The organism is Shewanella amazonensis SB2B (assembly GCF_000015245.1).
GTDB classification, from domain to species: Bacteria; Pseudomonadota; Gammaproteobacteria; order Enterobacterales; family Shewanellaceae; genus Shewanella; species Shewanella amazonensis.
The window spans coordinates 842913-867988 of record NC_008700.1; the positions used below are offsets into that span (position 1 = coordinate 842913).

25 protein-coding genes are annotated in these 25076 nt (G+C 54.6%); 14 read left to right on the forward strand and 11 right to left on the reverse strand.

Annotated features, from left to right (window positions below; genetic code table 11):
• Positions 1–16: 16 nt before the first annotated feature.
• Entirely contained in the window at positions 17–589 is a 573-nt protein-coding gene (locus SAMA_RS03595) for an aldolase/citrate lyase/malate synthase family protein (protein WP_011758799.1), read from the forward strand.
• 133 nt (positions 590–722) lie between these two features.
• On the opposite strand, the gene SAMA_RS03600 is transcribed toward SAMA_RS03595, so the two are convergent.
• The 3 genes from SAMA_RS03600 to SAMA_RS03610 form a co-directional block, all read right to left on the reverse strand.
• On the reverse strand, positions 723–1397 hold the full coding sequence (locus tag SAMA_RS03600) for a glutathione S-transferase family protein (protein ID WP_011758800.1): 675 nt from the start codon (positions 1395–1397) through the stop codon (positions 723–725).
• A 52-nt stretch (positions 1398–1449) separates the two neighbouring features.
• Entirely contained in the window at positions 1450–1740 is a 291-nt protein-coding gene (locus tag SAMA_RS03605) for an antibiotic biosynthesis monooxygenase family protein (protein WP_011758801.1), read from the reverse strand.
• 86 nt (positions 1741–1826) lie between these two features.
• Complete coding sequence (locus SAMA_RS03610) at positions 1827–3626, reverse strand: aminopeptidase P family protein (RefSeq protein ID WP_011758802.1); 1800 nt, start codon at positions 3624–3626, stop codon at positions 1827–1829.
• Positions 3627–3931: 305 nt separating this feature from the next.
• On the opposite strand from SAMA_RS03610, the gene SAMA_RS03615 reads away from it, so the two are divergent.
• Complete coding sequence (locus tag SAMA_RS03615; RefSeq protein ID WP_011758803.1) at positions 3932–5185, forward strand: MFS transporter; 1254 nt, start codon at positions 3932–3934, stop codon at positions 5183–5185.
• An 86-nt stretch (positions 5186–5271) separates the two neighbouring features.
• Positions 5272–6060, forward strand: a complete 789-nt coding sequence (locus SAMA_RS03620) for an ROK family protein (RefSeq protein ID WP_011758804.1) — start codon at positions 5272–5274, stop codon at positions 6058–6060.
• A gap of 54 nt (positions 6061–6114) precedes the next feature.
• On the opposite strand, the gene SAMA_RS03625 is transcribed toward SAMA_RS03620, so the two are convergent.
• Positions 6115–8823, reverse strand: a complete 2709-nt coding sequence (locus SAMA_RS03625) for an ankyrin repeat domain-containing protein (RefSeq protein WP_011758805.1) — start codon at positions 8821–8823, stop codon at positions 6115–6117.
• Positions 8824–9350: 527 nt separating this feature from the next.
• Here SAMA_RS03625 and SAMA_RS03630 point away from each other — a divergent pair.
• Positions 9351–10562 (forward strand): M24 family metallopeptidase, encoded by a 1212-nt coding sequence (locus tag SAMA_RS03630; RefSeq protein WP_011758806.1) that lies wholly within the window; start codon positions 9351–9353, stop codon positions 10560–10562.
• Positions 10563–10620: 58 nt separating this feature from the next.
• On the opposite strand, the gene SAMA_RS03635 is transcribed toward SAMA_RS03630, so the two are convergent.
• The 4 genes from SAMA_RS03635 to SAMA_RS03650 form a co-directional block, all read right to left on the reverse strand.
• Entirely contained in the window at positions 10621–11091 is a 471-nt protein-coding gene (locus SAMA_RS03635) for an FKBP-type peptidyl-prolyl cis-trans isomerase (RefSeq protein WP_011758807.1), read from the reverse strand.
• Between the two features lie 100 nt (positions 11092–11191).
• Entirely contained in the window at positions 11192–11545 is a 354-nt protein-coding gene (locus SAMA_RS03640) for a DUF1294 domain-containing protein (protein ID WP_011758808.1), read from the reverse strand.
• Positions 11542–12687 carry a DUF418 domain-containing protein gene (locus tag SAMA_RS03645; protein WP_011758809.1) on the reverse strand — a complete coding sequence of 382 codons (1146 nt, stop codon included), beginning with the start codon at positions 12685–12687 and terminating at the stop codon, positions 11542–11544. Before SAMA_RS03645 ends, SAMA_RS03640 begins: the two co-directional genes overlap by 4 nt.
• A gap of 94 nt (positions 12688–12781) precedes the next feature.
• Positions 12782–13723 (reverse strand): sodium-dependent bicarbonate transport family permease, encoded by a 942-nt coding sequence (locus tag SAMA_RS03650; RefSeq protein WP_011758810.1) that lies wholly within the window; start codon positions 13721–13723, stop codon positions 12782–12784.
• Positions 13724–13875: 152 nt separating this feature from the next.
• Between SAMA_RS03650 and SAMA_RS03655 the strand changes: the two genes are divergently transcribed.
• From SAMA_RS03655 to SAMA_RS03665, 3 genes are all read left to right on the forward strand, one after another.
• Positions 13876–14853, forward strand: a complete 978-nt coding sequence (locus SAMA_RS03655) for a LysR family transcriptional regulator (RefSeq protein ID WP_011758811.1) — start codon at positions 13876–13878, stop codon at positions 14851–14853.
• Positions 14854–15095: 242 nt separating this feature from the next.
• Positions 15096–15647, forward strand: a complete 552-nt coding sequence (locus SAMA_RS03660; protein WP_011758812.1) for a hypothetical protein — start codon at positions 15096–15098, stop codon at positions 15645–15647.
• A gap of 388 nt (positions 15648–16035) precedes the next feature.
• A complete protein-coding gene (locus SAMA_RS03665) occupies positions 16036–16638 on the forward strand; it encodes an acetate uptake transporter (RefSeq protein ID WP_011758813.1) in 603 nt (200 codons plus the stop codon).
• An 84-nt stretch (positions 16639–16722) separates the two neighbouring features.
• Here the strand turns inward: SAMA_RS03665 and SAMA_RS03670 are convergent, their stop codons facing one another.
• From SAMA_RS03670 to SAMA_RS03680, 3 genes are all read right to left on the reverse strand, one after another.
• The gene (locus tag SAMA_RS03670; protein ID WP_011758814.1) at positions 16723–17334 is read right to left on the reverse strand and encodes a DUF4124 domain-containing protein; all 612 of its coding nucleotides are present in this window, start codon (positions 17332–17334) and stop codon (positions 16723–16725) included.
• Positions 17335–17424: 90 nt separating this feature from the next.
• Positions 17425–18879 carry an OmpA family protein gene (locus SAMA_RS03675; RefSeq protein ID WP_011758815.1) on the reverse strand — a complete coding sequence of 485 codons (1455 nt, stop codon included), beginning with the start codon at positions 18877–18879 and terminating at the stop codon, positions 17425–17427.
• A gap of 51 nt (positions 18880–18930) precedes the next feature.
• The gene (locus SAMA_RS03680; RefSeq protein ID WP_011758816.1) at positions 18931–20376 is read right to left on the reverse strand and encodes an OmpA family protein; all 1446 of its coding nucleotides are present in this window, start codon (positions 20374–20376) and stop codon (positions 18931–18933) included.
• Positions 20377–20512: 136 nt separating this feature from the next.
• On the opposite strand from SAMA_RS03680, the gene SAMA_RS03685 reads away from it, so the two are divergent.
• From SAMA_RS03685 to SAMA_RS03715, 7 genes are all read left to right on the forward strand, one after another.
• Complete coding sequence (locus SAMA_RS03685) at positions 20513–21115, forward strand: helix-turn-helix transcriptional regulator (protein ID WP_011758817.1); 603 nt, start codon at positions 20513–20515, stop codon at positions 21113–21115.
• Between the two features lie 124 nt (positions 21116–21239).
• Positions 21240–21512, forward strand: a complete 273-nt coding sequence (locus SAMA_RS03690; RefSeq protein WP_011758818.1) for a Flp family type IVb pilin — start codon at positions 21240–21242, stop codon at positions 21510–21512.
• Between the two features lie 74 nt (positions 21513–21586).
• Positions 21587–21901 (forward strand): Flp family type IVb pilin, encoded by a 315-nt coding sequence (locus SAMA_RS03695; protein ID WP_011758819.1) that lies wholly within the window; start codon positions 21587–21589, stop codon positions 21899–21901.
• Positions 21902–21935: 34 nt separating this feature from the next.
• A complete protein-coding gene (locus SAMA_RS03700; RefSeq protein WP_011758820.1) occupies positions 21936–23309 on the forward strand; it encodes a pilus assembly protein TadG-related protein in 1374 nt (457 codons plus the stop codon).
• A gap of 9 nt (positions 23310–23318) precedes the next feature.
• Positions 23319–24206 (forward strand): hypothetical protein, encoded by an 888-nt coding sequence (locus SAMA_RS03705; RefSeq protein ID WP_011758821.1) that lies wholly within the window; start codon positions 23319–23321, stop codon positions 24204–24206.
• Positions 24203–24877 (forward strand): hypothetical protein, encoded by a 675-nt coding sequence (locus SAMA_RS03710; RefSeq protein WP_011758822.1) that lies wholly within the window; start codon positions 24203–24205, stop codon positions 24875–24877. Before SAMA_RS03705 ends, SAMA_RS03710 begins: the two co-directional genes overlap by 4 nt.
• A complete protein-coding gene (locus SAMA_RS03715; RefSeq protein ID WP_011758823.1) occupies positions 24874–25068 on the forward strand; it encodes a class III signal peptide-containing protein in 195 nt (64 codons plus the stop codon). Before SAMA_RS03710 ends, SAMA_RS03715 begins: the two co-directional genes overlap by 4 nt.
• Positions 25069–25076 lie beyond the last annotated feature (8 nt).

The window sequence follows — 25076 nt, forward strand, 5'->3', positions numbered from 1 at the left end:
GACCGAGGACAAGGCAATGAACATGACCATGATGAATACCCAAAATCAGCAACAACTGCATCACTTCATCGGGGAAGCCATTGCCGCAGTGGTGAATGGTGCCAAACGGGGAGTCAGTCTCGAGAGTGCGACCGAATTTCTTGACCGCCGCTTTCCGCTGGCGCGGGGCAGTCATAAGATGGTGAAAAGCTATGTGGTTTACTACCAGCACCTGCTGGCCTTCTTTGAAGACGGCAGCCACAGTGGGCTGGAAACCTCTTCCCAGTTTGTAGCCCTGAGCGGTCACAAGGAAGAGCCCTGTGCCATCCTGCTCAAGTCAGGTGATATTCATGTGGAGTTAACCCTGGATAAGAATGGCCGCATGGGCAGTGCCAATCCGGCCCATATCGAGGACATTCAGGTTGAGTCCCCCGGCTTTTGCCTGAGAGAAAGCGAAGGCTGTGCCACAGAAGCCATCAGCCAATGCCGCAACTGGTTGAGCCTGCTGCACTCGGCTCCCTGCGATGATGATTGCCGTCAGCGCAACGAGCGTCGCTTTACCGCAAAAGATGGCGGCGAGTATCAGTTGATGTCACTGGGACTCTTTTAACAAACGTCCTGGCTTCCATAAGCAAAAGCGATAAGTAAAAGGCCCGGTTAAACCGGGCCTTTTGCATTCATGCTGAGATGGTCATGGCTACTCAGTGCCGGCATAGGCCTGTCGTCAGCCCGGCGCCATTTCGTCATTGGCCCAGACGAAAATCAGACACGATTTCTCCCGCCTCGCGGGCCTCCTGCTCATGGGCCTCATCACGCCAGGGTTCGGCCAGTGCCGACTGATACCAGCTCTGCATGCCCGGCAAGTCGAGCAGGGCAGCGACATAAGCGTCAGAGGCCTTCGACAGCTTGGGCGCATAAGTCTGTACCCTAAAGGCAATAGGGGCGAAAAAGGCATCCACTGCACTGAAGTGCTGACCGCCGAGGAAGGGGCCGCCGAAGCGGGTAAGTCCCTGTTGCCACAGCTCATCAATACGGGCCCACTCTCGCTCGAGGGCTTCCTCCACCGCGTGCAGCTTAACCCTGATGCCACAGTTCATGGTGCAGATAGAGCGAATAGTGCCGAATCCTGAGTGCATCTCGGCAGCGGCGCAGCGCGCATAAGCCCGTGCCTGTTTGTTCTCGGGCCAGACGCCTGGGTAGCTTTCGGCCAGATACTCGATAATCGCCAGTGAATCCCACACGGGCTCGCCTTCGTCCAGCAAACAGGGCACCTTGGCTGTGGGGGAGAAATGTTTGAAGTCGCTGTCGCCAAAGGGCTGCAGCTTTTCTTCGAAGGGGATACCCAGTTCGGTCAACAGCAGCCAGGGGCGCAGCGACCAGGAGGAGTAGTTTTTATTGGCAATGTACAGCGTCAGCATGGGGAGTTCCTTGTCAAAATACGGCTACATTTGGCGATTGATGAGTGGTGATTCAGCCAGCACGGTAACTGCGCTTGAGCTCCAGCACTTCTACCTGATAATTCTGATACCAGCGTTCGGCACCTGTTTGCTGGGCGACCCTGTGCAGCGCGTCCTGCTTCCAGGCGATGATATCGGCTTCGCTGTCCCAGTAGGAGATGGCGATTTCCTGCTCTCCTTCTGTGACGGCAATAAAATCCCGGCAATTGTATTTCTCAAAGGCGAGCTTTCTGAGTTCGGCGGCCATGGCGCTGTATTGGTTATCGAGTTTGCTGACAGTGGCTTTGAAAATAACGGCGAACATAGGGCTCCTCTGTTTTGGTGGATTTGCGCTTCTGGTTGTTTTCCGGAGTTTTGGGGTAATAAAAAAGCGCCCGCAGGCGCTTTTTATCAGATAGCTTGGGTGGCCTTGGTCAGCCAGGTCAGCTCGTCACCGGACATCAGTGGTGACAGGGTGCTGTATACCTTGCTGTGGTAACGGTTGAGCCAATTCACCTCGGCCTCTGTCAGCAGCGCCTTGTCGATAAGACGGGTATCGATGGGGATAAGGGTGAGGGCTTCAAACTCATAGGTTTCGCGCTCGGCGCCTTTCAGCGCCTCGCAGTGGCGCACCACAATCAGGTTTTCGATGCGAATACCAAAGCCATTGGCGCGGTAGTAGCCGGGCTCGTTGGATACCACCATACCGGGCAGCAGTGCCACTGCATTGCTGTTTTTGGCGATGCGTTGCGGTCCTTCATGTACACTCAGGAAGTGGCCAACTCCGTGGCCTGTACCGTGGTCATAGTCAAAGCCATGTTGCCACAGGTACTGGCGGGCGAAGGCATCCAGCTGCTGGCCTGTGGTGCCTTTGGGGAAACGGGCGCAGTCCAGTGCAATATGGCCCTTGAGTACCAGGGTAACCATTTTCTTTTGCTCGTCGGTGACTTCACCGATAGCCAGGGTGCGGGTGACATCTGTGGTGCCATCCAGATATTGGGCGCCCGAGTCCACCAGATAGATGCTGTTCATGGTCAGTTTTGCCGGAGTGCCATTATTGTGGTTGTAATGGCACATGGCGGCATTGGCACCGGCGGCAGAAATAGTGTCAAAGCTTGGCTCACGGTAGCGAGGGTCTTCCAGACGGAAGCTCTCAAGCTTATCGGCCAGCTGGGCTTCATCGTACAGGCGGCCCGAAGCCACTTCATTGTCGAGCCAGGCAAGGAAACGACTCACGGCCACGCCGTCGCGCACATGGCATTCGCGCATGCCTTTAAGCTCAGAATCATTTTTGGCTGCCTTTGGCAGGGCGACCACGTCCATGGCCGCAACGAGTTTGGCACCGGCGTTACGGGCAGTGAGCTGGCTTGCTGCATTGGCACTGTTGGGGTCGGCCAGTAGCTTCTTGCCAGTGAGCTCCTTAAGGGCGAGCTCGAGTTCAGATTCAGCGTGCACACTCACGCCTTCGCCCACATGGGCGGCGAATCCCTCAGGAACTTTGGCGGTATCCACAAAGAGCTGCATACGGCCATCCTGCCACAGCAGGGCACAGCCCAGCACCACAGGCAATCTGGGCACATCAAAGCCGCGGATATTGAGCAGCCAGCAGAAGGAATCAAGCGCGGTAATAAGCGCGACATCGCCACCGGCTTTCTTCACCAAAAGGCCGGTTTCGGCACGTTTTTGGGCGCTGGTCTTGCCCGCATCGGCATCACTGAAGAGGTGCAGGGGTTTTATTTCCGGCACGGGGCGATCGTGCCAGTGCTTATCAATGGGGTTTTCGCTCACGGCAACGAGCTCTATACCGGCCTTATCCAGCACGGCCTTGGCCTGTTCAAACCAGGCCAGGGTATGCATACGGGCATCGAATCCAACCCGGGCGCCTTCGCTCAGGGTTTCCGCAAGATACTGAGGCTGGGGCGTATCGGTCAGGCTCTCATAGGCGTAAAGGCGTTCGTCTACCTGATCGCGTACCTGCACAGTGTAGCGGCCGTCGACGAAGATGGCGGCGGTCTCTTTCATCACAATCGCCATACCGGCAGAGCCAGTAAAGCCGGTGGCCCAATGAAGACGCTCATTATGCTCAGGCACGTATTCCCCAAGATATTCGTCGGCGCGGGGGATGATGAAGGCATCGAGTTTACTTGCGGCCATTTCAACGCGAATGGCATCGAGGCGCTTGGAGATTTCACTGCTGGCGACTGCTGACATGGGTAACCTTTTCCTGACGTTTTGCTTGTGAGTGGGTACTGATGTTTGCGTACTTGTGCTTGAGCACCGGTAATTTGCCCGGGTACTGTCCCGTGGCTTATGGATATCCGCCGATTATCGCAACCCCAACTGGCAGTCGCAAGGCAAGGTATGATGAAAATGCTTTGAGCAAGCGGGTAGGCTTTGGCAGAAGAAACCGTAATCCTGTTCCTGTAACCGTCTCAGGGTGTATACCTTGACGCCGGGCCGACAGCAGGGGATATTCGTAAGTCCATTTTTACGGTCTTAATTTTGGCATATATTTCATGGCGTTTTCGGCTTGGTTTCGCACTACACCCCTGGCATTGATGGGGAAATTACAGGGATGGCCGCGCAATGTGTGGTTGTTGACGTTGGCCCAGGCCCTGTCCATGAGCGCCACCCCCATCATGGTGCTGCTGGGCGGTTTGGTGGGCGCAAAAATAGCGCCCACAGCGCAGCTTGCCACGGCGCCTATCGCCGTAATGATCCTCGGCCTTGCCACCGCCGTGGTGCCCGTGGGTCTGCTTGGCCGCAAATACGGCAGACGCAGGGTGTTCCTGCTGGGTAGCTTGTTGGGCACTCTGGCGGGTTTAACCGCTGCCCTCGGGGTATATCAGAACGACTTTGTGACTTTCTGTGTAGGTGCGCTGCTCCTGGGGGCTGCCGGCGCCGTGGTGCAGCAGTATCGCTTTGCTGCGATGGAGGCCGTTGATCCTGTCAAGGCGCCAAGGGCTGCTTCCCGGGTGCTTCTTGGTGGACTGGTCGCCGCTTTGCTTGGCCCTGAGCTGGCGGTCATAGGCAGTGATTTGATTGATAACAGTTACGCCGGCGCTTTTTTGCTGCTGTCGGCCATCGCCCTGTGTGGTGGTTTGGTACTGCTGGGATACAGCAATGAGTCCCAATGGCAAGGCGATGCCGGTCCTGCGGTGTCTGAGACTGAGCGTCCCCTCGGTGAACTCCTGTCCCAGAGTCGACTCTGGGTGGCCATTGGCGGCGCGGCCATCGGCTACGGCATGATGAGCCTGATCATGACGGCCACACCGCTGCACATGCATCATATGGAGCATCACTCGCTGGCCGACACCAAGTGGGTCATTCAGAGCCATATCATTGCCATGTATTTGCCGTCTTTTGTCAGCGGTGCCCTGGTAGCCCGTTTCGGCCAGGGGGCCATGATGATGGCAGGCCTTGGGGCATATGGGGCAACCATCATTCTGGCATTGTCCGGTAGCGATCTGCTGAATTACTGGACTGCGCTGGTGTTGTTGGGGGTAGGTTGGAACTTCCTGTTTGTGGCTGGGACATCGCTCCTGCCCTCCTGCTATCGTGGTGCAGAGCGGTTCAGGATACAGACCTTCAATGATTTTGCGGTATTTGGTTTTCAGGCCATGGCGTCGCTTGGGGCAGGTGCTTTACTTACCGGCCTTGGTTGGCAGGTTTTGCTGGTGGCCTGTTTACCCTTTATCGGGGTGCAGCTTATGCTGCTGGCATGGTGGAAGTTGAGTAAAAGCAGGGTGTTACAAGCTGATAACAATTGATTTATTCAATTACCAGTCGGTGACACTGTGATAAACTTCGCCATCCCTGCTCGGGGTCAGAGCAGGGCGTATCAGTGGAGTAAATGATGCAAACATTGACACTTGATGTGGGGGGAACCAACGGCCTGTTTGAACTCAGGCACGAAGGTCATACAGAACAATATAAATTCCCCACCGGTGATGGTTTCTCTATCCGGGATTTAAACGAGCAGATCCAGGCCTTTGAACAGGACTTTGCGCTGGAACATTACCGCCTGGCCATGGCCGTCCCAGGCCTGGTACGGGATAACCGTTTGGTTACCTGCAAATCGCTGCCGGGACTGACGGGGCTGCACCCTGCTCAAATCCAGTGCAGTGGTGAACTCGCCTTTATCGCCAACGATATGGACGCGGGTATCCAGGCCATTGCCGAGCCTCGCCACGATTGCGAAGTGCTGGTGATGTGTGGTGCGGGTCTGGGTATGGCGATTGCCATGAATGGCCAGGTGTTCAGCGGTGCCAGCGGCTTTGCCGGTGAGCTGGGTCACTGCCGTATCATGACTGAGGGCGGTGAGTTCAGTCTGGAGCAATTGGCATCTGCTGAAGCACTGCGTGGTCGTAAACAGGTAGTGGGGGACGACTTGGCTCAGGCGGGACGTCATCTGGGCATGGGGTTGGCGTGGGTGGTTAACCTTTTCAATCCCAATCGCATATACCTGGCTGGCAGCATGATGCACAGTGCCGATTTTTACAAAGGTTGTATCGGCGCCCTCAGGGATATGGCCTTGGGTGCGCCCATGGCCAATTGTCAGGTTCACAGAGTCGATGATATGGAAACTCTGGTGTGCCGCGGGCTGGCCAGCATGTTGGAAAAACAGCAGTCAGCAGCTGAGTGATAAATTCCTGTCACTAAAAACGCCGCTAACGCGGCGTTTTTTTATGGGCTGGTTTTATGCTCTCAGCCGGGGCTGTGTCAGCGGGATATCCATGTCGTTATCATCCCAGCTGGCCATATAACGCATCTCATCTTCCGCCCGACTGAAATTACCCAAAGGCGTGAGGAGCTGCGGCAGCGGCTCCTGTGTGTCCCGTCGCTGCTTAACGCCGATGAGCAGTGCCAGCAACCACCATATCGATATGCCCATACCCAGAGCCGCTAGCCAGGCTGGAGCAAGGTACCAAACCAGCCCAAGCGCCAGAGCCGAGGGCAGTAAATACCAGACAGTGACACGGCCCAGTCCCAGGGTGAGCTTGTGTAGCCGATACCAAAAGCCCCCCGGTTTGAGGGCGCCAAGGTCGAGTCCGGGCGCCGGGATACCCAGGGCGCGAAAATAGTCAAAAGCGCTCTTGCCTTTTTTATCCAGCACCCCGGCACTGGCACCCGCCTCGAGCAATACGGCCGCGCTCTTGTGGCTGAGCATGAGGATGGCACTCATCAGCGGTGTTTGTCCGCGCTGATTTTGGCTGTCGAGCGCACAGCCGGCGGCAATTAACTGCGAGCACAGGTCCTCGTCGTGCATGGCGCCCATACGGGCGGCCAAATGCAGCGGCGTATCGCCGTCGGCATCGTTGCCGTCCTCAAGGGATAGCCCACTGCGCAACAGGCAGGGGAGGAGCGTGCCATGGCCACGGTAACAGGCGATGTGCAGCAGCGACTCGCCCTTAAACCATTCCTGGGCATCGGCGCCCTGCGCCAGCAAATATTCTGTCAATTGCCAGTGGCCATTGGCGACGGCGAAATAGAGGGCGCTACAGCCCTCACTGTCACTGGCTGACAGGGTTGCGCCCCTTTCAAGCAGCAATTGCGCCATGCCCAGATCTCCACGGTAAGCGGCATAACACAGCAGTGGTGCACGTCCGTTGGGGAGCAGGGGTTCCCGCAGTGCCTCGGCCTCCTGGCGCAGACGGCTTAAGGTGCCCAGAAGCACCTCGAGGCTGCGATGGCTTGCCCGGGTCGAGCGGCTTGGGATCTTCAGGGTGTCGTTGGCCTCGGCGCCGACATCCAGCAAGAGGCGCGCAATACCCAGATGTCCTTTGGCAACGGCGATGGCGAGGGCCGTATTGCCATCGTGGTCTTTATGGTCGAGGGCTTGCTCCCGGGCCAGCAAAAAAGCCACTATGTCGCTGGCGCCATGACGACAGGCGTGCAGCAGCAGGGTGTCGCCCTGGTGGTTTTCCGGCTGTTTGTTTCGAAGCCGCAACCAGGCCTGCTCAAATCCCTGAGTATCCCGGTAAGCAATCAATAACCAGATGTATTCACTCACCGGCAGATCGAACAGTGCTGTGTGGAATACCTGATGCAGAGCCGCTTCGTTGGGTCTTTGGCGCAAGAGGGCCTCAAAAACGGTTTCACCGTCTACATTGGTCTCGGCAGGGTTCTCGCCGGCGGCCAGCAGCATGCGGGCGGATTCGGGGCTCAAATCTTCCAGATAGTCGTGCAACAGGGGGCTGCGATAGCGTGTTGGCTTGTTGGCCTTAAGGAGTATCTCAATATTTTTCAGTGCTTTGTGGTGGATTGCCGTGCCGATGGCGCGATTGTGGTCGAACAGTCGAATTCGGTTCGCCAAAATGGCAATGAGCCTGTGTGCCCTGTCGTCGGCCACCAGATACTCCACCAAATCGGCCACACAATCATCTATGTCCAGCGTCAGGGCTTCGGCTTTGAGCAGCAGGTAGGCCACCAGACGGAAAGCGCCACTGGCGGCAGCGCCCTGCAGGAGTTCCACCATATCGTCGCTGTTATCTTCAAGCTTCAGGCCAAGGCTTTCCAGTAACTTAAAACCCAGCAGGTTGTCTACCTGGGTGCACAGACCCGCCAGTACCATCAATTGATCGTAGTTGAGGTTTAAGCCTGACAGCAGGCGCTGCAGCACGGGTTGGTCCTGATGACGGATAGCCGTTTTTATTTGCTGCTCTGTGCTGCCCGCGCTGTAAATCCCGTGGGGGCGAAGGAAGGGAAACCCCTGGCGGTGAAGCCTGGCGGCCAGTTCATAATCCAGTGCAAATGCATGCCACAAGATGGAGCCCCCATCCGGCAATCTGTAATGGGCGGGCCAGCCCTGTTGCAGTAAGGCTTCGATAAAGGGGGCCAGGCGTTTGTCATTGTCGGCGAACAGGTGTGTCATCAGATCCTGCCCGCTACTATCGAGTTCCTCGACGTTGGCCCCCTGTTCAAGCAGAAGGGTAAACATCGACAGGCTACGATAATGCACGCAGGCATAGATAAGCGGTTCATCTCCGAGGGGGGCATTGGGATCCAGGCCTGAACTCAGCAGCCGAGTCAGCTCGGCAACATCCTGATTTCGTACGAGAGTATCCAGGGTATCTTCGGGTAGAAACCTTGCCAGCAGGCTGTCGAGTTCATCGGGTGAGGGCCGGATACCGCGATAAAAATAGGCGTCAAAACCGGCATCCAGAGCAGCACAGCGGGCGTTTATCTTGATAAACACCACTCCCAGAGCCTTGCTGGCGCGCATCAGCCGATAATTGATGCCAGCGTCGCTTTGGATATCCAGCCTCAGGTGATTACTGAAGAGTTTGAGGGATGTGAGGTGTTCGGTCGGGGTTAAATACCCTGACAAACCAAGGGCATCGAGCGCCTGCTCGGGTGACAGGGACGCAGTGGTCTGCCGGATGCGTTCGCTGTCGCTGCTTGACATACACAGGCAGTACCTGAACCAATTTGCCGACATGGCGCCTTCTGACACTTTGTTCCCCCAGTGACGGTTGCCCTTGGCCCGGCAGGAGCGGCGGCCTGTGCAACATTGGCGTCACAATACTCACAAGTGCCCTGAATGGCAACCGAATTTGGCTTACAGGACGCGCGAGCACGGCATTTCGTGGTGCCAGGTTTGTGCCTTGTCGCGGCATAGCAGACAGCGTATTTGGGTTATCCGGGATCCAGGATAGTGAGCCAGGTCCATGCTGTGTTTGCCTCTGAAGCATCACAGCTTCCAATGTGCGCGTGTCAAACCTGCTTTTACCGTGTTGGCTTAACCCCATCTGGGATGTGAATAAGGCGCCGGTACTCCCCTTTAGAAGGCTTGGCGCGGGTAGTTGTTAGCTGCATTCGGCATTCTTGAACAGAATGAGGTTCAATGTTTGTATATTTTATGCTAGAAATGCGCATCTGAATTGCGCCTCTGGCTGTGTTGGCCCGCGGCAACAAATGATTTAAAGGTGATGTATGACCATAGGTGTTGGTGGGCTGACGGCCCAAGAGGCTCTGGCCAAACTCAGTGATATGACAGCGGGCACAGGCCCCATTGACGCGGCTGAATTTCAGGGGCGTATCCTCAAGGCGCAGGGGCTGATGAAAGCGGCAGGGTTGGATGCTGTGTACCTTAATGCCGGCACCAATCTTTACTACTTTACCGGTACCCGCTGGTACGCCAGCGAGCGTATGGTAGGTGCCATTCTGCCCGCAGAAGGGGCGTTGGAATACATAGCACCGGCTTTTGAACTCGACACCCTCAAAGGCTATATGGCCATCAAGGGTGAAGTGAATACCTGGCATGAAGACGAAAGCCCTTATCAACTCTTTGGCTCAGTACTCAAACGCCTTGGCTTGGGGCAGGGGCGGGTGGGTATGGATGAATCGGCTGCGTTTTTCATCAGTGAAGGTATTCGTGATGCCAACCCTGAGCTTAAGGTCGTAAGCGCCAAGGCCGTGACGGCCGGTTGCCGGATGCAAAAATCGGCCGCTGAGCTGGCACTGATGCAACGCGCCAAGGACATGACCCTGGAAGTACATAAGGCTGCCGCTGCTATGTTGCGGCCCGGTATCACTGTGAGTGAAGTGGAAGCCTTTATCGATGCTGCCCATCGTAAAGTGGGAGCTCCGGCCGGCTCTTATTTTTGCATTGTGCTATTTGGTGAAGACACGGCGTATCCCCACGGCGTGAAAAATCCCAAGGCGCTGGAAGAGGGCGATACCGTCCTGATTGACACCGGCTGCCAGCTCTATGGTTATAACTCAGATATCACCCGCACTTACGTTTATGGCACCCCGAGTGCGCGTCAGCGTGAACTCTGGAACCTGGAAAAACAGGCGCAGGCGGCTGCCTTTGAGGCGGCCAGATTGGGCGCCCCCTGTGGCAGCGTCGATAAGGCCGCCCGCAGCGTGCTTGAGGCCGCAGGCTTTGGCCCGGGCTATGCTGTTCCCGGCCTGCCACACCGTACAGGTCACGGCATAGGGCTGGATATTCACGAGTGGCCCTATCTGGTGGCGAATGACACTACACCGCTGGCGCCGGGAATGTGTTTTTCCAACGAGCCCATGCTCTGTGTACCCGGTGAATTTGGGGTACGCCTTGAGGATCACTTCTACATGACTGAGTCTGGCCCCAAATGGTTCACTCTCCCTTCCCATTCCATTGACAATCCGTTTGGCTTGTAAGGGACAATAAAAAAACGGAGGCACAGGCCTCCGTTTTTTATTTCGCTTCAGTCAGCATTCATTCGATGGCTATCAGTTCCACATCGAAAATCAGCACAGAACCACCGGGGATTTTGCCTACGCTACGGTTGCCGTAACCCAGGCTTGCCGGGATGAAAAAGCGCATCTTGTCACCTTCTTTCATCAGTTGCACGCCTTCGGTCCAGCCCTTGATAACCCGATTCAGCGGGAAGGCAATGCTCTCACCACGCTCAACTGACGAGTCGAACACAGTGCCATCGGTCAGGGTGCCGTGATAGTGCACGCGCACAGTGTCGCTGGCACTGGGATGACGTTCGCCACTGCCGGCAATCAAAAGCTCATACTGCAGGCCCGATGCCGTGGTGGTTACACCGTCACGCTTGGCGTTTTCAGCGAGGAAGACGGCGCCTTTCTCTTCATTGAGCTTGGCGGCCTTTTGATTATTCATGGTGGTGAAAAAGTAAAAAATGACGCAGGCAATCACAATAACAGCGAGGGCAACTCTCATGGGATGGATTCCGTAATGGCTGACTTTTGACTATCGTATGGAACTCAATATCTTATGGTTAAGCTGCTGCCGGGTAAAGCCTGGATGTCGGTGCCAAGGCTTATCCCTGGGCTGGCGCTGCTGCAGTGACGTAATAAAAGGCGCCAAGTGCCAGCAGCAGATGCAGCAGGGTCGCCGCGTAAAATGGCCACAAAAATCCGCGTTTACTGGTTTTATGGCGAAACAGCGCCATGGCCAGCATGGCACCACCGAAGCCACCAACCAGTGCCAGCAGCCAGAGCTTGATTTCGGCGGTCCTGGGTTTGTCTTTTAAGGCGGCGCGTTTATCAAGAGCAAAGACCACAAAGGCTGCCAGCCCGAGTCCGCCATAGCCTACAAGCAGCCACAGCGGCAACCAGTTCAGTGCCACCCCAATGGCCAGCAATAAATAAAACACCAGCGCGAAAATAATCATGAGTTTACCCCGTGGGTATTCGTTGCCCTCTGAGTGCGACCAAAGGCGAGATAGCGCCATAGTCTTTCCAGTGGCCCTTGTTTAAAGCACCTCAAATACCAGGACGCCAGCAGTATTTGGCATGCCGCCCAGGTCAGGGCCGTTATCAGATAATGGATGCGATCAAAACTTTGCAGCCAGTCGGGGAACAGGTACCGGAAGCAGGCAATCCCCAGCAGCGACTGCAAAATGTAAAGCGATAACGCCAACTTGCCCACGTTTTGCAGCGGCTTCAGCACGGTTTCACTACCCCGGCATAGCCGGATAATGAGGTCGGCATAGAGCACGGATACGGGTATGGCACTGAATATCACTGTGATTTCAGCGAGATTGACCAGGGCGCGGGATTCACTGAAGTACAGGGTTAAGTCCACCGCGCCCAGCAGGAGTGCCAGCAGCAGTAACCTGATGCGGGCCGCATCAGTGAGCCCCTCGTTGAAAAAGTGGCTGCGATAGAGGTACATGCCCAGCAGCATCATGCCGAGGATGTACCACAGCAGGGCGATGGGCAGCATCACCAGCGTCATCATCAGCATCATCGCCAGATGTTGCAACACCTGGCCCAGATAGGGACCAATCCAGGGCGCGAGGGAAGCCTGATACTCGGGGCTTAGCCGGGAAGGAAGGGGCTCTGTGGGCAGGGCCTGGGTCAGGAGCAACATCACTATGGCCGAAAACCCGAGAAACTGCAGGGCTCTTTTGTGGATATGGTCGAGGGGTGCATCCAGATAACGAATGGCAACCATGGCGGAGAGACCGTAGCTGAGCAACACATCACCGGGCCAGATAAATATGCCGTGGAGTAAACCGAATAGCATCAGTATCTTAAGTCGGCGCTTAATGGGAAACACCTGACCAAAGCGCTGATATTGAATCACCAGCCCGACACCAAAGAGCATGGTAAAGAGACCGATAAAGCGCCCTTCCAGCAGCAACCGAGAGAACACTTCCAGTGGCACGTCGGATGCCGCAGCCGGAATGGTAGGGATATATCCTTCGAGGCTATTGCCCATAAAGAGGATGTTGATAAAAAAGATCCCAAGTACCGCGAGGCCGCGGACACTGTCGATGTTGGGATTACGCATCTGTGAGTTGGCTGACATCCATTGTCTTCCATCATCTTGTTATCAAAGGTGTTCAGCCTATCATGAAAACAAAAAAGCGGGCCAGAGGCCCGCATCATACCCTACACATTTGTTATTGCATCAGGCCGGCAATCCAGTGCTGGTAAAGTGGCAACCCTATCAGCACATTCACCGGGAAGGTGATTCCGAGGGATGCCAACATGGCCAGGCCAATGTTGGCATCGGGAATGGCGGCGCGAATAGCGGCCGGCGCTGCGATATAGGAGGCGCTGGCCGTGAGGCCTGCCAGCACCAGCACGGTGCCTGCGGGTAGGCCCATGGTGATGCCAGCACCAATGCCGACCCATGCCAGTACAAAGGGGGCTATGGCGGCGAATGCCAGTAGGCGCCACTGTTTCAGCGGCAGTGGAATACACACCTTGGCAGTCACCAGCCCCATCTCCAGCAGGAACAGCGCCAGCAGGGTTTTAAAACCGCTGAGTAACATGGGGGCCAGAGGCTCCAGGCCCTGAGGTCCGTACAACCAGCCGATGATGACACCCCCCAGAAGCAAGACCACACCACGGCTGGTCAGGGCTTCATGGAGAATATTGCCGCCGCTTTGGGTTTGCTCCCCCTTGCTGAGGCGACGATGCAGCCAGAGCATAATCACGATGGCGGGCAGTTCCAGCATGACCAGATACAGGGTGGTTTCAGGTCTCAGCTCCCAGCCTGCGGTTTCGGCCATGGCCATCACCACTGCAAAGGTTCCCGCGCTGACCGAGCCATAGTGAGCGGCGATGCTGGCGGCATCAGAGGTTGTGAGTCGTACCAGCAGTCGCAGTATCGGAAACAGCGCCAGTGGAATGATAAAACCCAGTCCAACCACGGTCAGCAGTTCCATGGGTTGAAGGTGGTCGGTTTGACCATGTAGTGACATACCGCCTTTAAGCCCCAGTGTCAGCATCAGCAAAATCGACAGGGTCTCGTAGATGGATTGTGGGACCTTAAGATCCGATTTGATCACTCCGGCCAGGAGGCCCAAGGCAAAAAATGCAATAACAATATCCGGCATAGTTGACTCCAGCAGCCCGGTTTCCACCGGGGATAAGGCAAGTTTGACGGCTGGAGATTGTGCCCATGATTAGCTATATTGAAAAATAAATTTTATGAGCACCATATATAGATGTTTATCTATATATGGGTTTGCCTTTAACGGGTCGACTGATGGATAACCCCAGACTTAAACAACTCAGTATAAGACTGCTGCAGGTCTTCATTACCGTGGTGCGCCTTGGCAATGTGTCGGCCGCGGCCAGACAGCTGCATCTCACTCAACCCACGGTTTCTCTGCAGTTGAAGAAGATTGCCGAGCTGGTTGGGGAGCCATTACTGGAAAGCCGGGATGGCGTCATGCGACCAACCGATGTGGGTGAGGAAGTGTACCGGGCCGCCTGCGATATACTCTCGCGCCTTGATGATTTGGACGATTTTCTTGGCGGCATAAAACAAGGGGAGAGCGGTCATATTCGCATCGGACTTGTCACCACGGCCAAGTATGTGATGCCCCGCATTCTGGGGCCTTTTTATCGTCGCTTCCCCAAGGTGCAGGTGACGCTGAGTATAGGTAACCGTGCTCATGTGCTGAATCGCTTTGCCCATCAGGAGGATGACCTCTACCTCTTCAGCCATCCACCCGCAGGGGAATCTGTGCTGGCTTCGCGGATTATCACCAATCCGCTTAAATTGATTGCCCCGGCCGATCACTGGGCGGTGGGGCAAAAAGGCCTTGGATTTGACGTGCTCAAGGGCGAGCGTTTTATTATGCGCGAGCCGGGTTCGGCCACCCGGATGATGTTTGAAAGCTGGCTCAGTGCCCGTGGCATCGAACTCACTGACATCATGCAAATCGAGAGTAATGAAGCGATACGGTTAAGCGTGGCATCCGGGCTGGGGTTGTCGGTGATTTCTGCCCATACCCTCAGCGAGGGCGATATGGGGCCTGAAAAGCCTGCGGTGCTGGACGTGGCGGATTTTCCCCTGCGCAGCAACTGGTATCTGGTGGCACGGCGCGATAAACGGCTCCCCCAGAGCGCATTGCAGCTTATTCGTTTTATGGCAGAGCATTTGGGGGACTGTATTGACCCCGGTTATGTGGCCGACAACATAGAGGCACTCCACCGCGTCTTCACCCCTTCCCGTTAACCGCGTCCGTCTTTGGTTTTACTGATTGGCGGCAACTATACTTTGAGATGCAGTATACGGGTATGCTGCCGGGGCGCCTTGTCCGTAACACACAAGCCGATTGACCGATTTGCCTTCGACCTTCATGTCGCCGTTATTACATGTAACAACACCGGAAAACAGTTACCGGAAGTAGGTATTCAGAGGCAAGGGGTTGCCTGAGAGCATATCCAGGGACGTTTCACTCATCAGAGGATAGTGTTATGACCAAGAAGAACCCCTTGCTGAGGGCCTTGCCCTGTGCCCTGGGGCTGGCAATGGCCGGTGCTGTGGCACCGCTTTATGCCTCAGATACTCAGGCTTTGCTGGACGATGCACTCAGCGCCGCACCTCCCACCTTGAGGGACAAGGTGACAGTGATGGACTGGCAACACAATGTGCTGCAACAGGGCAGCAGTAACTATACCTGTTTCCCCACGCCGCCCAGTCTGCAGGGAAAGGCGCCCATGTGTATGGACGGACCCTGGATGATGTGGGCCGATGCCTGGTCCAATAAAAAGCCGTTTCAGGCCAAGTCGATAGGTATTTCCTATATGCTGGCCGGTGATGGCGGCGCCAGCAATACAGACCCCTTCGCCGAGGGCAAGACAGAGGACAATCAGTGGATAGTCGAAGGCCCGCACCTGATGATTATTACCCCCGATGCCGCCCTGTTGGACAGTCTGCCAACCGATCCCTATGAGGGTGGCCCCTATGTGATGTGGAAAGGGACGCCCTATGCCCACATCATGGTGCCGGTGGGACCGAGAAAGTAACCAGTCAAACGCCCATTCAGGGCGTTTTTTATAGACAGAATTCAGGATGCATGGCCTTTTTGCGCCATTGCATGCAAATCAATGTCTCTCCTCCATAGCCAGCTTGAACCAGGCCGTCTTGTCCAGGTGTTACACCTGTTCTCGCCAAAGAGGAAAATCAGGGGATATCACCCAGGTCAATGATTTTGAAACCATAAATACATATGTGCTTAACTTGTTGAAATTATGTGATTTGAGATAGATCAATGCCATCGCTTTTTGCAATTGTGTTTTACCAGACCCTCCTCTAGAATGCGCCGCCCTCTCAGCCTTCCCGTGCTGCAGCAGGTACACCAGATCCCGACCCGTGGCATCAGCTTGCCGCTGGTTTTTTACTCAGGAGTTAACTATGTCCACCCCTCTGGCCAACCCCGCCCCACTCGGGCTGATGGGCTTTGGCATGACCACCATTTTGCTCAATATCCACAATGCCGGTTTCTTTCCCATCGATGCCATGATCCTGGCCATGGGGATTTTTTACGGCGGTTTGGGGCAGGTAATAGTCGGTATCATGTGTTTCATGCGTGGCGATACCTTCGGTACAACGGCCTTTACCTCCTACGGCCTGTTCTGGCTGACGCTGGTGGGGTTGATTTTAATGCCAAACGCCGGCGTGGCAGCGAGCCCAGCATCCTTTATGGGTTGGTATCTGGCACTGTGGGGTGTGTTCACTGGCTTTATGTTTATTGGTTCGCTGCGCTACGCCCGCATCAAGCAGTTTATTTTCGGTTCCCTGACGCTGCTGTTTTTCCTGCTGGCAGCCCGTGATTTCACCGGCAGTGAACTGATTGGCACCATCGCCGCCTGGGAAGGAATTATCTGTGGCGCATCAGCCATTTACTTTGCCATGGCGCAGGTGATTAATGGTGAGTATGGCCGCACTGTACTGCCCGTTGGTGAACGCAAGGTCAAGGCGCCAGTGGTTGCCGTGAGCGAAGCCAAAGCCGCCTGACGCCAGCAGCCTTCACTATTGCGAGAAGCTAAAAATGCCCTGTCATACAGGGCATTTTTGTTTTTGTGTGGGGAATGAGATAGCTCAGTCACCCACTTTTTTATAGGTAAACTCGAGCTCGCCGCCCTTGGTATTGCGCAGCAGCGTCATTTCAGTCCCGGAGATGTTGATAAGCTGGCTTTTATTCAGCCGTACATCGGCCTCGGTCTTGGATTGGCCATTGGGAAGCGATATCGACTTGGTTTTTATCTGCACCTGAAGCTCATTGCCTATCAGTTTCCAGCTACCTTTGAGAGTTAATTTTGAGCCGAAAAGATTCGCATCTCGGCTATAGCTGCCATCGGGGGCGTAGGTATCAAAGGCGTCGTTCAGCATATCGTCCTGCCAGCGTCCCAGCAGTTGTTTGGCAGCGAAAGGGGCTGAGGACTTCTTTACCCCCGAATCCGTCATCAGGCTTGCCCCAGAGGTGGCTTCATCATTATCGGCATATTCAGCATCGGTGTCGTCGCTGCTGGGCGAACTTATGGGAGCTGACTTATCGGTTACCGTGAGTTCCTGGGCTTCTTCCGACGTTGGGCGGTCACCGAAATGAACTTTGCCGTCCTTATCCACCCACTTGTAGACGTTTTCCGCCTGAGCGAGCTGTGCCATGCTCAGACCAACCAACATCCCGAGCAGTACGATGTGCAATTTCATGGCATATTTCCTTATATTTCCAAGCGCGCCATCTTCGCAGGTGATGTTGTCAGGACGCAATCACCTGCCAAATGCGGTTGACCTTAGCCGCTACTTATTATCGGACCTCAGCACCAACTCTACCCGGCGGTTTTGGCTCTGGCCTGCCTCGTTGGCGTTGCTCGCCACCGGGCTGAATTCCCCCATGCCATGGGCTTCAAGCTGCGCCGGTTTGATTTGATAATCCGCTCCCAAGGCCTTAACCACGGCGGCGGCGCGGCGCTCAGACAGGCTGAGGTTGTAGGCTTTATCGCCCTGATCGTCTGTGTGGCCAACCACATAAAAATTCAGTGCCGGGTTTTGCTTAAGGTAGCTTGCCAGTACCTCCAATACGGGTTTGGATTCAGGCAGCATGCGGTCGCTGTCGTAGTCAAACAGCAGACCGTCGAGGGTGGCTTTGCCTGTTTGAGTGATGGCGTCTGTGAGGGCATTGAGATCGATACCAACCCGGTTATCGTTCAGGCCGGTTGCCTCTATTATCTTAAGCTCGTTCCACAGTGCGCCCGAAAAGCCAAGGGTATAACTGGAGACAGTGATATCCCCCTCAGGGCGACTGAGGCGATACAGGCTATAGAACAGGCTTTCATCATTGCCGTTGGACACTGTGGGCTTAAGGGCATAATAGATGGCATCCTTGCTGATACAGCCCTTGGCCTCGCAACTGAAAACCTCTTGAAATCCCAACTTTTTAAGCGCTGCCACATAGTTGGCATTCACTTCAAATTCGGAGTAGCTTCGCGGCAGGCTGTAGGCGATTTGCGTGAGTTTACCCTCTTGAATGGCCGTGATAGCTTTTTTCCCTTCGACGCCGGTCAACACAGGGGATTTTGCATACCCCAGCTGGCTGTATTTGGCAATGAAGGCGCCGGGCAGGCGCTGCATCAGGGGATGGTCGACGCTGCCCCTGACATCTTTTGTGCTGTTATCGGCCACCTTGATGTCGGTGGGTTGAGCGGTGAGCATGGCAGTATTTATCTTGACCAGATCAAGAGGTTCGGGGGTGGCTTCGAGCACATCCAGTTGCAGATTGGTGCCCCTGTGCCAATTGGCGCTGTACAGGCTGATGTAGATATCACCGCTGGCTCTGGAGAGTTTGGCGGTCAGCATCGATGGCTCACGCTTACTCACGCTGGATAAGGGCGATACCTGATAGTAGAGCTTTTCTTCGTTACCGCAGTCGTTGCCGTGGCATTCAAACAATATGTTTGCCCCTTGCTGCACTAACTGCGCCTTGTGGTTATTGATGATGTGTTCAGGAGTAAAGCTCGCAGGCAGCTTGTAATTGATGCGACTGAGCACACCGCCCACGTCAGTAACGCTATAGACTTTACCGCCCATTCCCGTAATTAACGGATAGGGAATATAGTGCCGCTGCTCTTGTGTCTCTATTTTGGCTTCGGGAAAGACCGAAAAAAGCGAGGGTAAATCGGCCGCAACTGTTTGTGTTGGCAGCAATGTGGCCGGAAGATAAATCGCCATGGCACAGGTGAAAATATGTCTTTTCATACTGCTGTAAATCCTTATCTGTTTGATTCTTTGATGCTTTGCAAAAGCTGGCTATTCCATGTCCGAACGCAGCACCAATTCCACTCTGCGGTTGAGTGCCTGGCCTGACTCGTTTTCATTACTCGCCACCGGGCTATATTCCCCGTTGCCATGGGCGGTTAATTGTGACGCCGGGATGTGATATTGCTGCGTGAGGCTTTGAATAACGGCATCGGCGCGGCGCAACGACAGACTTTGGTTGTAGGCGCGCTCTCCCTTGTCATCGGTATGGCCAACCACGTAAAAGCCTTTAGCCGGGTGCTGTTTAAGATAGGTTGCCAGCACCTCCAGCACCGGCTGGGATTCAGGCAGCATCCGGTCGCTGTCGAAGTCGAACAGCAAACCATCCAGGGTTGCCTTGCCGGTTTGTGTGATGGCGTCATTGAGGGCGTCGAGATTGATGGCGATCCTGTCCGTTTTCAGGACAGACAGCTCCATAACTCTGAGCGTGGTATCCCCCGGTGTTGCGTCGTAACGGCCCTGGGAATAGATATCGAAATACACATCACCCTGAGGGCGGCTCAATCTATACAGCTGATATTCCTGCCACTGATCTTCGGCATCATCCTGGAACAATCCCATGGCTTTGATAAGCGCATCATCATCGCCACAGCCAGTGCCTTTGCAGTAAAACACCTGCTCTGCGTTAAGCTTTTGTGCAGCAGCGGCGTAATTGCTGTTAATTTCAAACAGCGAGTAACGCTCGGGCATCTGATAACGAATTTCAGTGAGCCTGGCGTCCAGAGATTGGGTCTGAATGCCGGCTGCTGAGATGCCTACTATGACCGGAACCTGGGTAAGATTGGTTTGTTTGTAACGCGTGATATAATTGCCTGGCATGCGCCCAAGCAACGGATGATCGGCTGAGTCCTGGGCATCGTCACTGCGTCTGTCAGCCATCGCCACATCCTGTGTGCCCTGCTGCAAAAAATTGCTGTTTGCCTCAACAAGATCCAGCGGTTCCGGGATGACTTCAAGGGTAACCAGCTGCACCTTGGTGTAACTGCCCTCACGGTGAAAGGCGTAGATGCTGCTGTAGACATCTCCGCCCGCACCTTTAAGCTTTGCTGCGACGTAAGCGCCGGGATAACTGGTATCCACTGTTATCAGGGGTGCCAGCTGGTCCCGCATGGCCCAGCCATCGCCGCAGCCTTCAGCCTCACATTGAAATAACACCTCGGCATTGAGGTTTTTAAACTGCGCCAGATAGTTATTCATTACCAGTGCCAGCGGATAGCTGTCCGGAAGTTCAAATGAGTTGTGGGTCAGGCGCCCTGAAACCGGCTTAAGCGTGAAGCCCTGGTTACTGACGGCCGTGATGATGTGAAAAGGCGTGAAATGGATGCGTTTTTCTTCGGGATACTTTGCATTAGGGAATGGACCAAATAAGCTCGCAGCATTAACAGATGTGGCTAAGCTGGCGAGAAGTGATACAAATATTAACGTATTTTGTCCCATAAAAAATCCTTTTCAGCGGGCCTTTCTTGCTTTAGCGTAAATAAGCGCAAGGACGCCGATCATATAACAAGTACATAGAAAAGTCCTTATTTGGCGTGTTCACGTATTGTTAATATGAATAAACCCTGAGAGTTATATGGATATCAAAACTGAAGTCAGCCTGAAATTGGTCGGGACTGGTTTGGATCTTTTGCCTGAATTAAAGAATCTATATCAGACAAATGGTGGATGTTTTAAGCGAGTTATTTCTGTTAATGGCTCATTATCCATGTCTGAAATACATCTCGTCGATCAATCTGAAGCTAACTCTAAGCCCACTGTTTTACAGCGCAGCGTACAGATTGCTTATATTGCCGTAGTTAAATCTATTCAACAGGATGATGAGCTGAATTATATTCGGGCGGGCTTTCACGGTGTACTGGCAATCGGTTGCCCCCTGGTGGCGCAGCTCTCTGCAATTGATAGGGTCGCCAAGGGTGAAATGCTTTACTCTATTCGAACATTGTCATCCTATATCATTGAGATAAAAGAGTTTGGCGGAGGTTTTGTGACCCGAAAACCGTCGTTGGACGTTACCATTAAAGAGCAAAAAGTGGTTGATTGCATATTCAAAGGAATGAGCAATACACAAATCGCCGAGTCGCTCAATATTTCACCTAATACCGTTAAGATGCATCTTCAAAATATTTATCGTAAGAATAAATTGAAGGGGCGTGTGCACCTCATTTCTTCATACTAATGCATTAATCCTTCGGGGTGTAATAAGGCTTTTATTTTTATCTTTGAGGGTAATAGAAGGGCATACGAATACGTGTGATAATTTCGCCGAATATTTGTTCTATTTATGTTTCAAGGAGTGATTCATGAAAAAGCGTAAGATAAAGGGTATGGCTGCAACCGAATATGTGCTGGTACTGGCTTTGGTGGCCATTGCTGCCATTGGTGTATACAGCTTCTTCGGTAAAACACTGCGTAACCAGGTAGCAGGTTTGGCGACTGAATTATCCGGTCGTGATGCTGCCGATAATATTAAAGCCTCCCAAGATGCCGCCGACGATGGAAAAGACGTAGCTGACCAGAACTATAACCTGGGTAACTACAACGAAGCTGCCAACAAGTCTGCCGCCAGCAACTGATCCTAGCCCAGCAGTACTTCCAAAGGCAGCAGTGCAGACTGCTGCCTTTTGTTCTGGTTTTCAAGGAGGGAAACATGAAGCAAGCACAGACCGGGATGTCGACAGTAGAGTATGTGCTGGTTTTGGCACTGGTGGCCATAGCCGCCATAGGTGCCTTCAGCTTTTTTGGCAAAACCTTGCGTAATCAGGCCGCGGGCATATCCACGGAGCTTTCCGGACGTGATTCTCAGGGCAACATCGATGCCGCGCAGGGCGCCGCAGATGCCTCAAGTGATGTTGCCAACCGAAATTATAACCTGGGCAACTATAACGAAGGTGCGAACAAGGCTGCCGAAGGAGACTCCACAGGCGGTGGTGGTACCGGAGGTGGGGGTCCCGTGGTGGACTGACCCAGTGCGATAAAGGATTGCCGGAGAAGCAAGGATGTTGAAATCTCGTCAAGGCGGCCAGGCCATGGTCCTGTCCCTCATTTTGCTTGGTTTTACCGTGATGGCGATGCTGTTTGGATTTAACGCATCTCAGCTCAATCACGAGGGTACCAGGCTGCAAAATACTGCTGACAATACGGTTTACAGCCTGGCAAACATCGTAGCCAGAGATATGAATTTCAAGGCCTATACCAACAGGGCCGCCGTCGCCAATCAGGTCGCTGTCGCGCAAATGGTGGGCCTGTCTGCCTGGTTTAATATGACCGACACCTTCACCGATAACGCCTGTACCCTGCTGTGCTGGGTGCCTTATCTCGGCCAGGCAATCAATGCGGTCGCCAGGGTGACCAACAGCATCAATCAGGGGGCACAGCCCTTCTTTAAGGCCATGGTGAATGTGGAAAACCTTCTCCTCAAGGCTATCAGTACCGCCCAGGTGGCAGTGAACTACGCGGGACTGGTCGGCGGCATAGATACCGCCATGGAGGTGGTTAAGGCCAACGACCCCACGGCGCGACTCGATTTAATGCAAAACCCGTTGGCGCTCGAAGATGTCAGGCATATCTGGATGGATTTCCAGCAAAGATTCAGTCGGGATAAATCCAGAGACGGTACCCAGTACAAAGACTTTTTGGCCGTGACGTCAAACTCCAGGGATGGCTTTACCAAAGGCACAAACTACAAACTCGGATTTCCCTGGTCACTGAAGTCCTGGCCGCTGCGCTGGGCAACCAAAAAGGCCGGTGGCAGCGACTTGATTTCAAACGGCGATCGCGAGGCCGAAACCTGGACGTCAGCCCACACCCTGGGCATTCACCTCGAACGCTGGAGCTGTAAGCGATTCCGCTGCAAATGGCGTGGCGGCGAGATCCCGGTTGGCTGGGGCGGTACCCGTTCCGATGACAGAAAGAGCCTGCGCAATGTCTCCGGCAACAAGGTCTGGGGTGGCAGTCGCGGCGTAAACCGCAGCGCCACCAATCTGGCGGCGTACAACGAAGAAACCCGCGGTAACTACGATGGGGTGCAGCCCTTCTATGCGCTGGACAAAGACGGCGACAGTGTCAGTGAGACCAAAAACATCGCCATAGTAGTGTCCAAACCACAAAACCGTATCCGCACCAGTGCCAGGCTCGATGTGGGTCATGACAACACAGACCCCGCTACCAACGAAGAAATGTATGGCGATCGAATGTCGGCAATGGCATCGGCCAGCGTGTTCTATTCGCGGCCTCAGGATCTCACAGCCTGGCGGCGCAAGGATGGGCGCAGCGAATACGGCAACCTGTACAACCCCTTCTGGCAGCCCCATCTGACCGATAACTCAGGTGCGGACCGTCGTTGGGTTTACGTACTGACCGCGGCCTTGTAGGAGTTGTTGATGAAGCACCAAAAGGGACAGGCTCTCGTCGAAAGTGCCATCGCCATGGCCTTTATTATCATTCCTGTGCTGCTGTTGCTGCCGTTTTTGCACAAGATTTCTGAGGTCAAACACAGGAATACCCAGGCAGCCCAGTACGCCGCCTGGGAGCGCACCGTGTGGCGGGTAGACAGGCCCCGTGAGTTTCCCGGTGGCCAGTTCCACTATGCCAGCAAAACCGAAGCCAATCTGAACGCCGAATTGCCCTGGCGCTTTTATCAGCAAAATGGTCAGGCGGTGCGCAGCAACTATACCGAAGAATGGAGTTGGCAGGAAAAGAGTCATTCGCTGCTCAAACACACGCTGTCCCCCGATGAACCCCAGTCACTGCTGCTCAAATCCGCCAGTGAAACCCCCGAGGACAACAAGGGGGCAGACCGTTTGGCGGCCAGTGTCTCAGGGCGTAAAGCGCCGGGCCTGTGGGAGACCAGCGTGGGCACGGCGAGAAACCTGCTTTCTTACACAGGCTTCGCCCTGGACCGCAATCGTTTCTATGTGGCCAATGTAGGGACAGACCTTGAGAAATTTCGGGTCTTTCCCCTGAAAGGCGCCGATGGCGACCCGATGGAAGCGCTGGACCTAAAAATTGAAAGCAAGAGCGCGCTTTTGACCCATGCCTGGAATGCCGGTGGCCCGGCACATGCCAAACGCCAAACCGAGCGGCTGGTGTTGACCAAGTACGCGGACATCAAGCCGGTGACCCTGCTGCAAAGCGTCCTGGGGCTTATCCCCTTTGGCCGGGAGATCAAGCCAAACAGCCTGAGATTTGGCCACACGGATGTGGAAGCATTACCCGCAAATAGGCTTTGTAACTATGGTTCTGCCAACTGCGGAGACGGAGGAAAATGATGCGTTGCCTGTTACTGATAAGCCTGATTTGCAGTCTCTCGGTGTTGGCCGATGAGTGGCCGGATATGCCGTTCCCGGACAAGGGCAGCGCGCAAATAGTCGCGGATAACATGAACTTCATGGGGCTGCCGATGAAAACCTGGGTACTCCACTATCCCGGCAGTGCCGTGGTAGTGGCCGACTTTTACGAGCAGCAATGGAAGGACCACAGCGAAAAGTTCGATAAAAACACCCTCAATGGCGATGTCATCATCAACAGCTGGCAGCCGCCGTTCCTGCTTACGGCCCGAATTCGCAGCCAATACGACTCGACGCTGGCGTATGTGGGTATTTCGCAGAACCTCGGCTTTTCGGAGTTTGAAACCCAAAGCAGCCAGAAATTCCCCTCTTTGTCCGGTACCACTGTGTTGTCAGATATCAGCTCGGTGGATCTCTTTAAACGTGGCCGCACCGTGGTGTTGGTGAGCGAACGCCGGGTATCTGAGAGTTATCACTATTACAAAAACTACTACACCAGCCGGGGATGGCACGAAGTCGTGGGAATACTGGAGCCCTCAGTCAATCAGGCGGTGCTGCGTCTAAACCGGGAAAACGCCTTTCTGGATGTAAGTATCAAGTCTGAGCAGGGGCGCACCCACATAGTCGCCAATGAAATGTCGGAGGGCCTGTGAGACAGAAGTTTGCCCGGGGCCAATCGTCACTCGAGTACCTGTTGGTGTGTGGGGCACTGATTGCGGCACTTTTGGTGCCCATTAATCCGGATACAGACGGACGCAACGTAATGGAAATTTGCAGGGATGCGTTGAAGACCTGGTACACGGCTTTTGCCCACGCAAAGTCTCAGCCGCCACTGCCGTTTTAAGTCACATA

What these genes read in the sequence shown, in the direction of transcription:
- SAMA_RS03595 (WP_011758799.1), top strand. Translation starts at nt 17, where the DNA reads ATGAACATGACCATGATGAATACCCAAAATCAGCAACAACTGCATCAC.
- SAMA_RS03600 (WP_011758800.1), bottom strand. Translation starts at nt 1,397, where the DNA reads ATGCTGACGCTGTACATTGCCAATAAAAACTACTCCTCCTGGTCGCTG.
- SAMA_RS03605 (WP_011758801.1), bottom strand. Translation starts at nt 1,740, where the DNA reads ATGTTCGCCGTTATTTTCAAAGCCACTGTCAGCAAACTCGATAACCAA.
- SAMA_RS03610 (WP_011758802.1), bottom strand. Translation starts at nt 3,626, where the DNA reads ATGTCAGCAGTCGCCAGCAGTGAAATCTCCAAGCGCCTCGATGCCATT.
- SAMA_RS03615 (WP_011758803.1), top strand. Translation starts at nt 3,932, where the DNA reads ATGGCGTTTTCGGCTTGGTTTCGCACTACACCCCTGGCATTGATGGGG.
- SAMA_RS03620 (WP_011758804.1), top strand. Translation starts at nt 5,272, where the DNA reads ATGCAAACATTGACACTTGATGTGGGGGGAACCAACGGCCTGTTTGAA.
- SAMA_RS03625 (WP_011758805.1), bottom strand. Translation starts at nt 8,823, where the DNA reads ATGTCAAGCAGCGACAGCGAACGCATCCGGCAGACCACTGCGTCCCTG.
- SAMA_RS03630 (WP_011758806.1), top strand. Translation starts at nt 9,351, where the DNA reads ATGACCATAGGTGTTGGTGGGCTGACGGCCCAAGAGGCTCTGGCCAAA.
- SAMA_RS03635 (WP_011758807.1), bottom strand. Translation starts at nt 11,091, where the DNA reads ATGAGAGTTGCCCTCGCTGTTATTGTGATTGCCTGCGTCATTTTTTAC.
- SAMA_RS03640 (WP_011758808.1), bottom strand. Translation starts at nt 11,545, where the DNA reads ATGATTATTTTCGCGCTGGTGTTTTATTTATTGCTGGCCATTGGGGTG.
- SAMA_RS03645 (WP_011758809.1), bottom strand. Translation starts at nt 12,687, where the DNA reads ATGTCAGCCAACTCACAGATGCGTAATCCCAACATCGACAGTGTCCGC.
- SAMA_RS03650 (WP_011758810.1), bottom strand. Translation starts at nt 13,723, where the DNA reads ATGCCGGATATTGTTATTGCATTTTTTGCCTTGGGCCTCCTGGCCGGA.
- SAMA_RS03655 (WP_011758811.1), top strand. Translation starts at nt 13,876, where the DNA reads ATGGATAACCCCAGACTTAAACAACTCAGTATAAGACTGCTGCAGGTC.
- SAMA_RS03660 (WP_011758812.1), top strand. Translation starts at nt 15,096, where the DNA reads ATGACCAAGAAGAACCCCTTGCTGAGGGCCTTGCCCTGTGCCCTGGGG.
- SAMA_RS03665 (WP_011758813.1), top strand. Translation starts at nt 16,036, where the DNA reads ATGTCCACCCCTCTGGCCAACCCCGCCCCACTCGGGCTGATGGGCTTT.
- SAMA_RS03670 (WP_011758814.1), bottom strand. Translation starts at nt 17,334, where the DNA reads ATGAAATTGCACATCGTACTGCTCGGGATGTTGGTTGGTCTGAGCATG.
- SAMA_RS03675 (WP_011758815.1), bottom strand. Translation starts at nt 18,879, where the DNA reads ATGAAAAGACATATTTTCACCTGTGCCATGGCGATTTATCTTCCGGCC.
- SAMA_RS03680 (WP_011758816.1), bottom strand. Translation starts at nt 20,376, where the DNA reads ATGGGACAAAATACGTTAATATTTGTATCACTTCTCGCCAGCTTAGCC.
- SAMA_RS03685 (WP_011758817.1), top strand. Translation starts at nt 20,513, where the DNA reads ATGGATATCAAAACTGAAGTCAGCCTGAAATTGGTCGGGACTGGTTTG.
- SAMA_RS03690 (WP_011758818.1), top strand. Translation starts at nt 21,240, where the DNA reads ATGAAAAAGCGTAAGATAAAGGGTATGGCTGCAACCGAATATGTGCTG.
- SAMA_RS03695 (WP_011758819.1), top strand. Translation starts at nt 21,587, where the DNA reads ATGAAGCAAGCACAGACCGGGATGTCGACAGTAGAGTATGTGCTGGTT.
- SAMA_RS03700 (WP_011758820.1), top strand. Translation starts at nt 21,936, where the DNA reads ATGTTGAAATCTCGTCAAGGCGGCCAGGCCATGGTCCTGTCCCTCATT.
- SAMA_RS03705 (WP_011758821.1), top strand. Translation starts at nt 23,319, where the DNA reads ATGAAGCACCAAAAGGGACAGGCTCTCGTCGAAAGTGCCATCGCCATG.
- SAMA_RS03710 (WP_011758822.1), top strand. Translation starts at nt 24,203, where the DNA reads ATGATGCGTTGCCTGTTACTGATAAGCCTGATTTGCAGTCTCTCGGTG.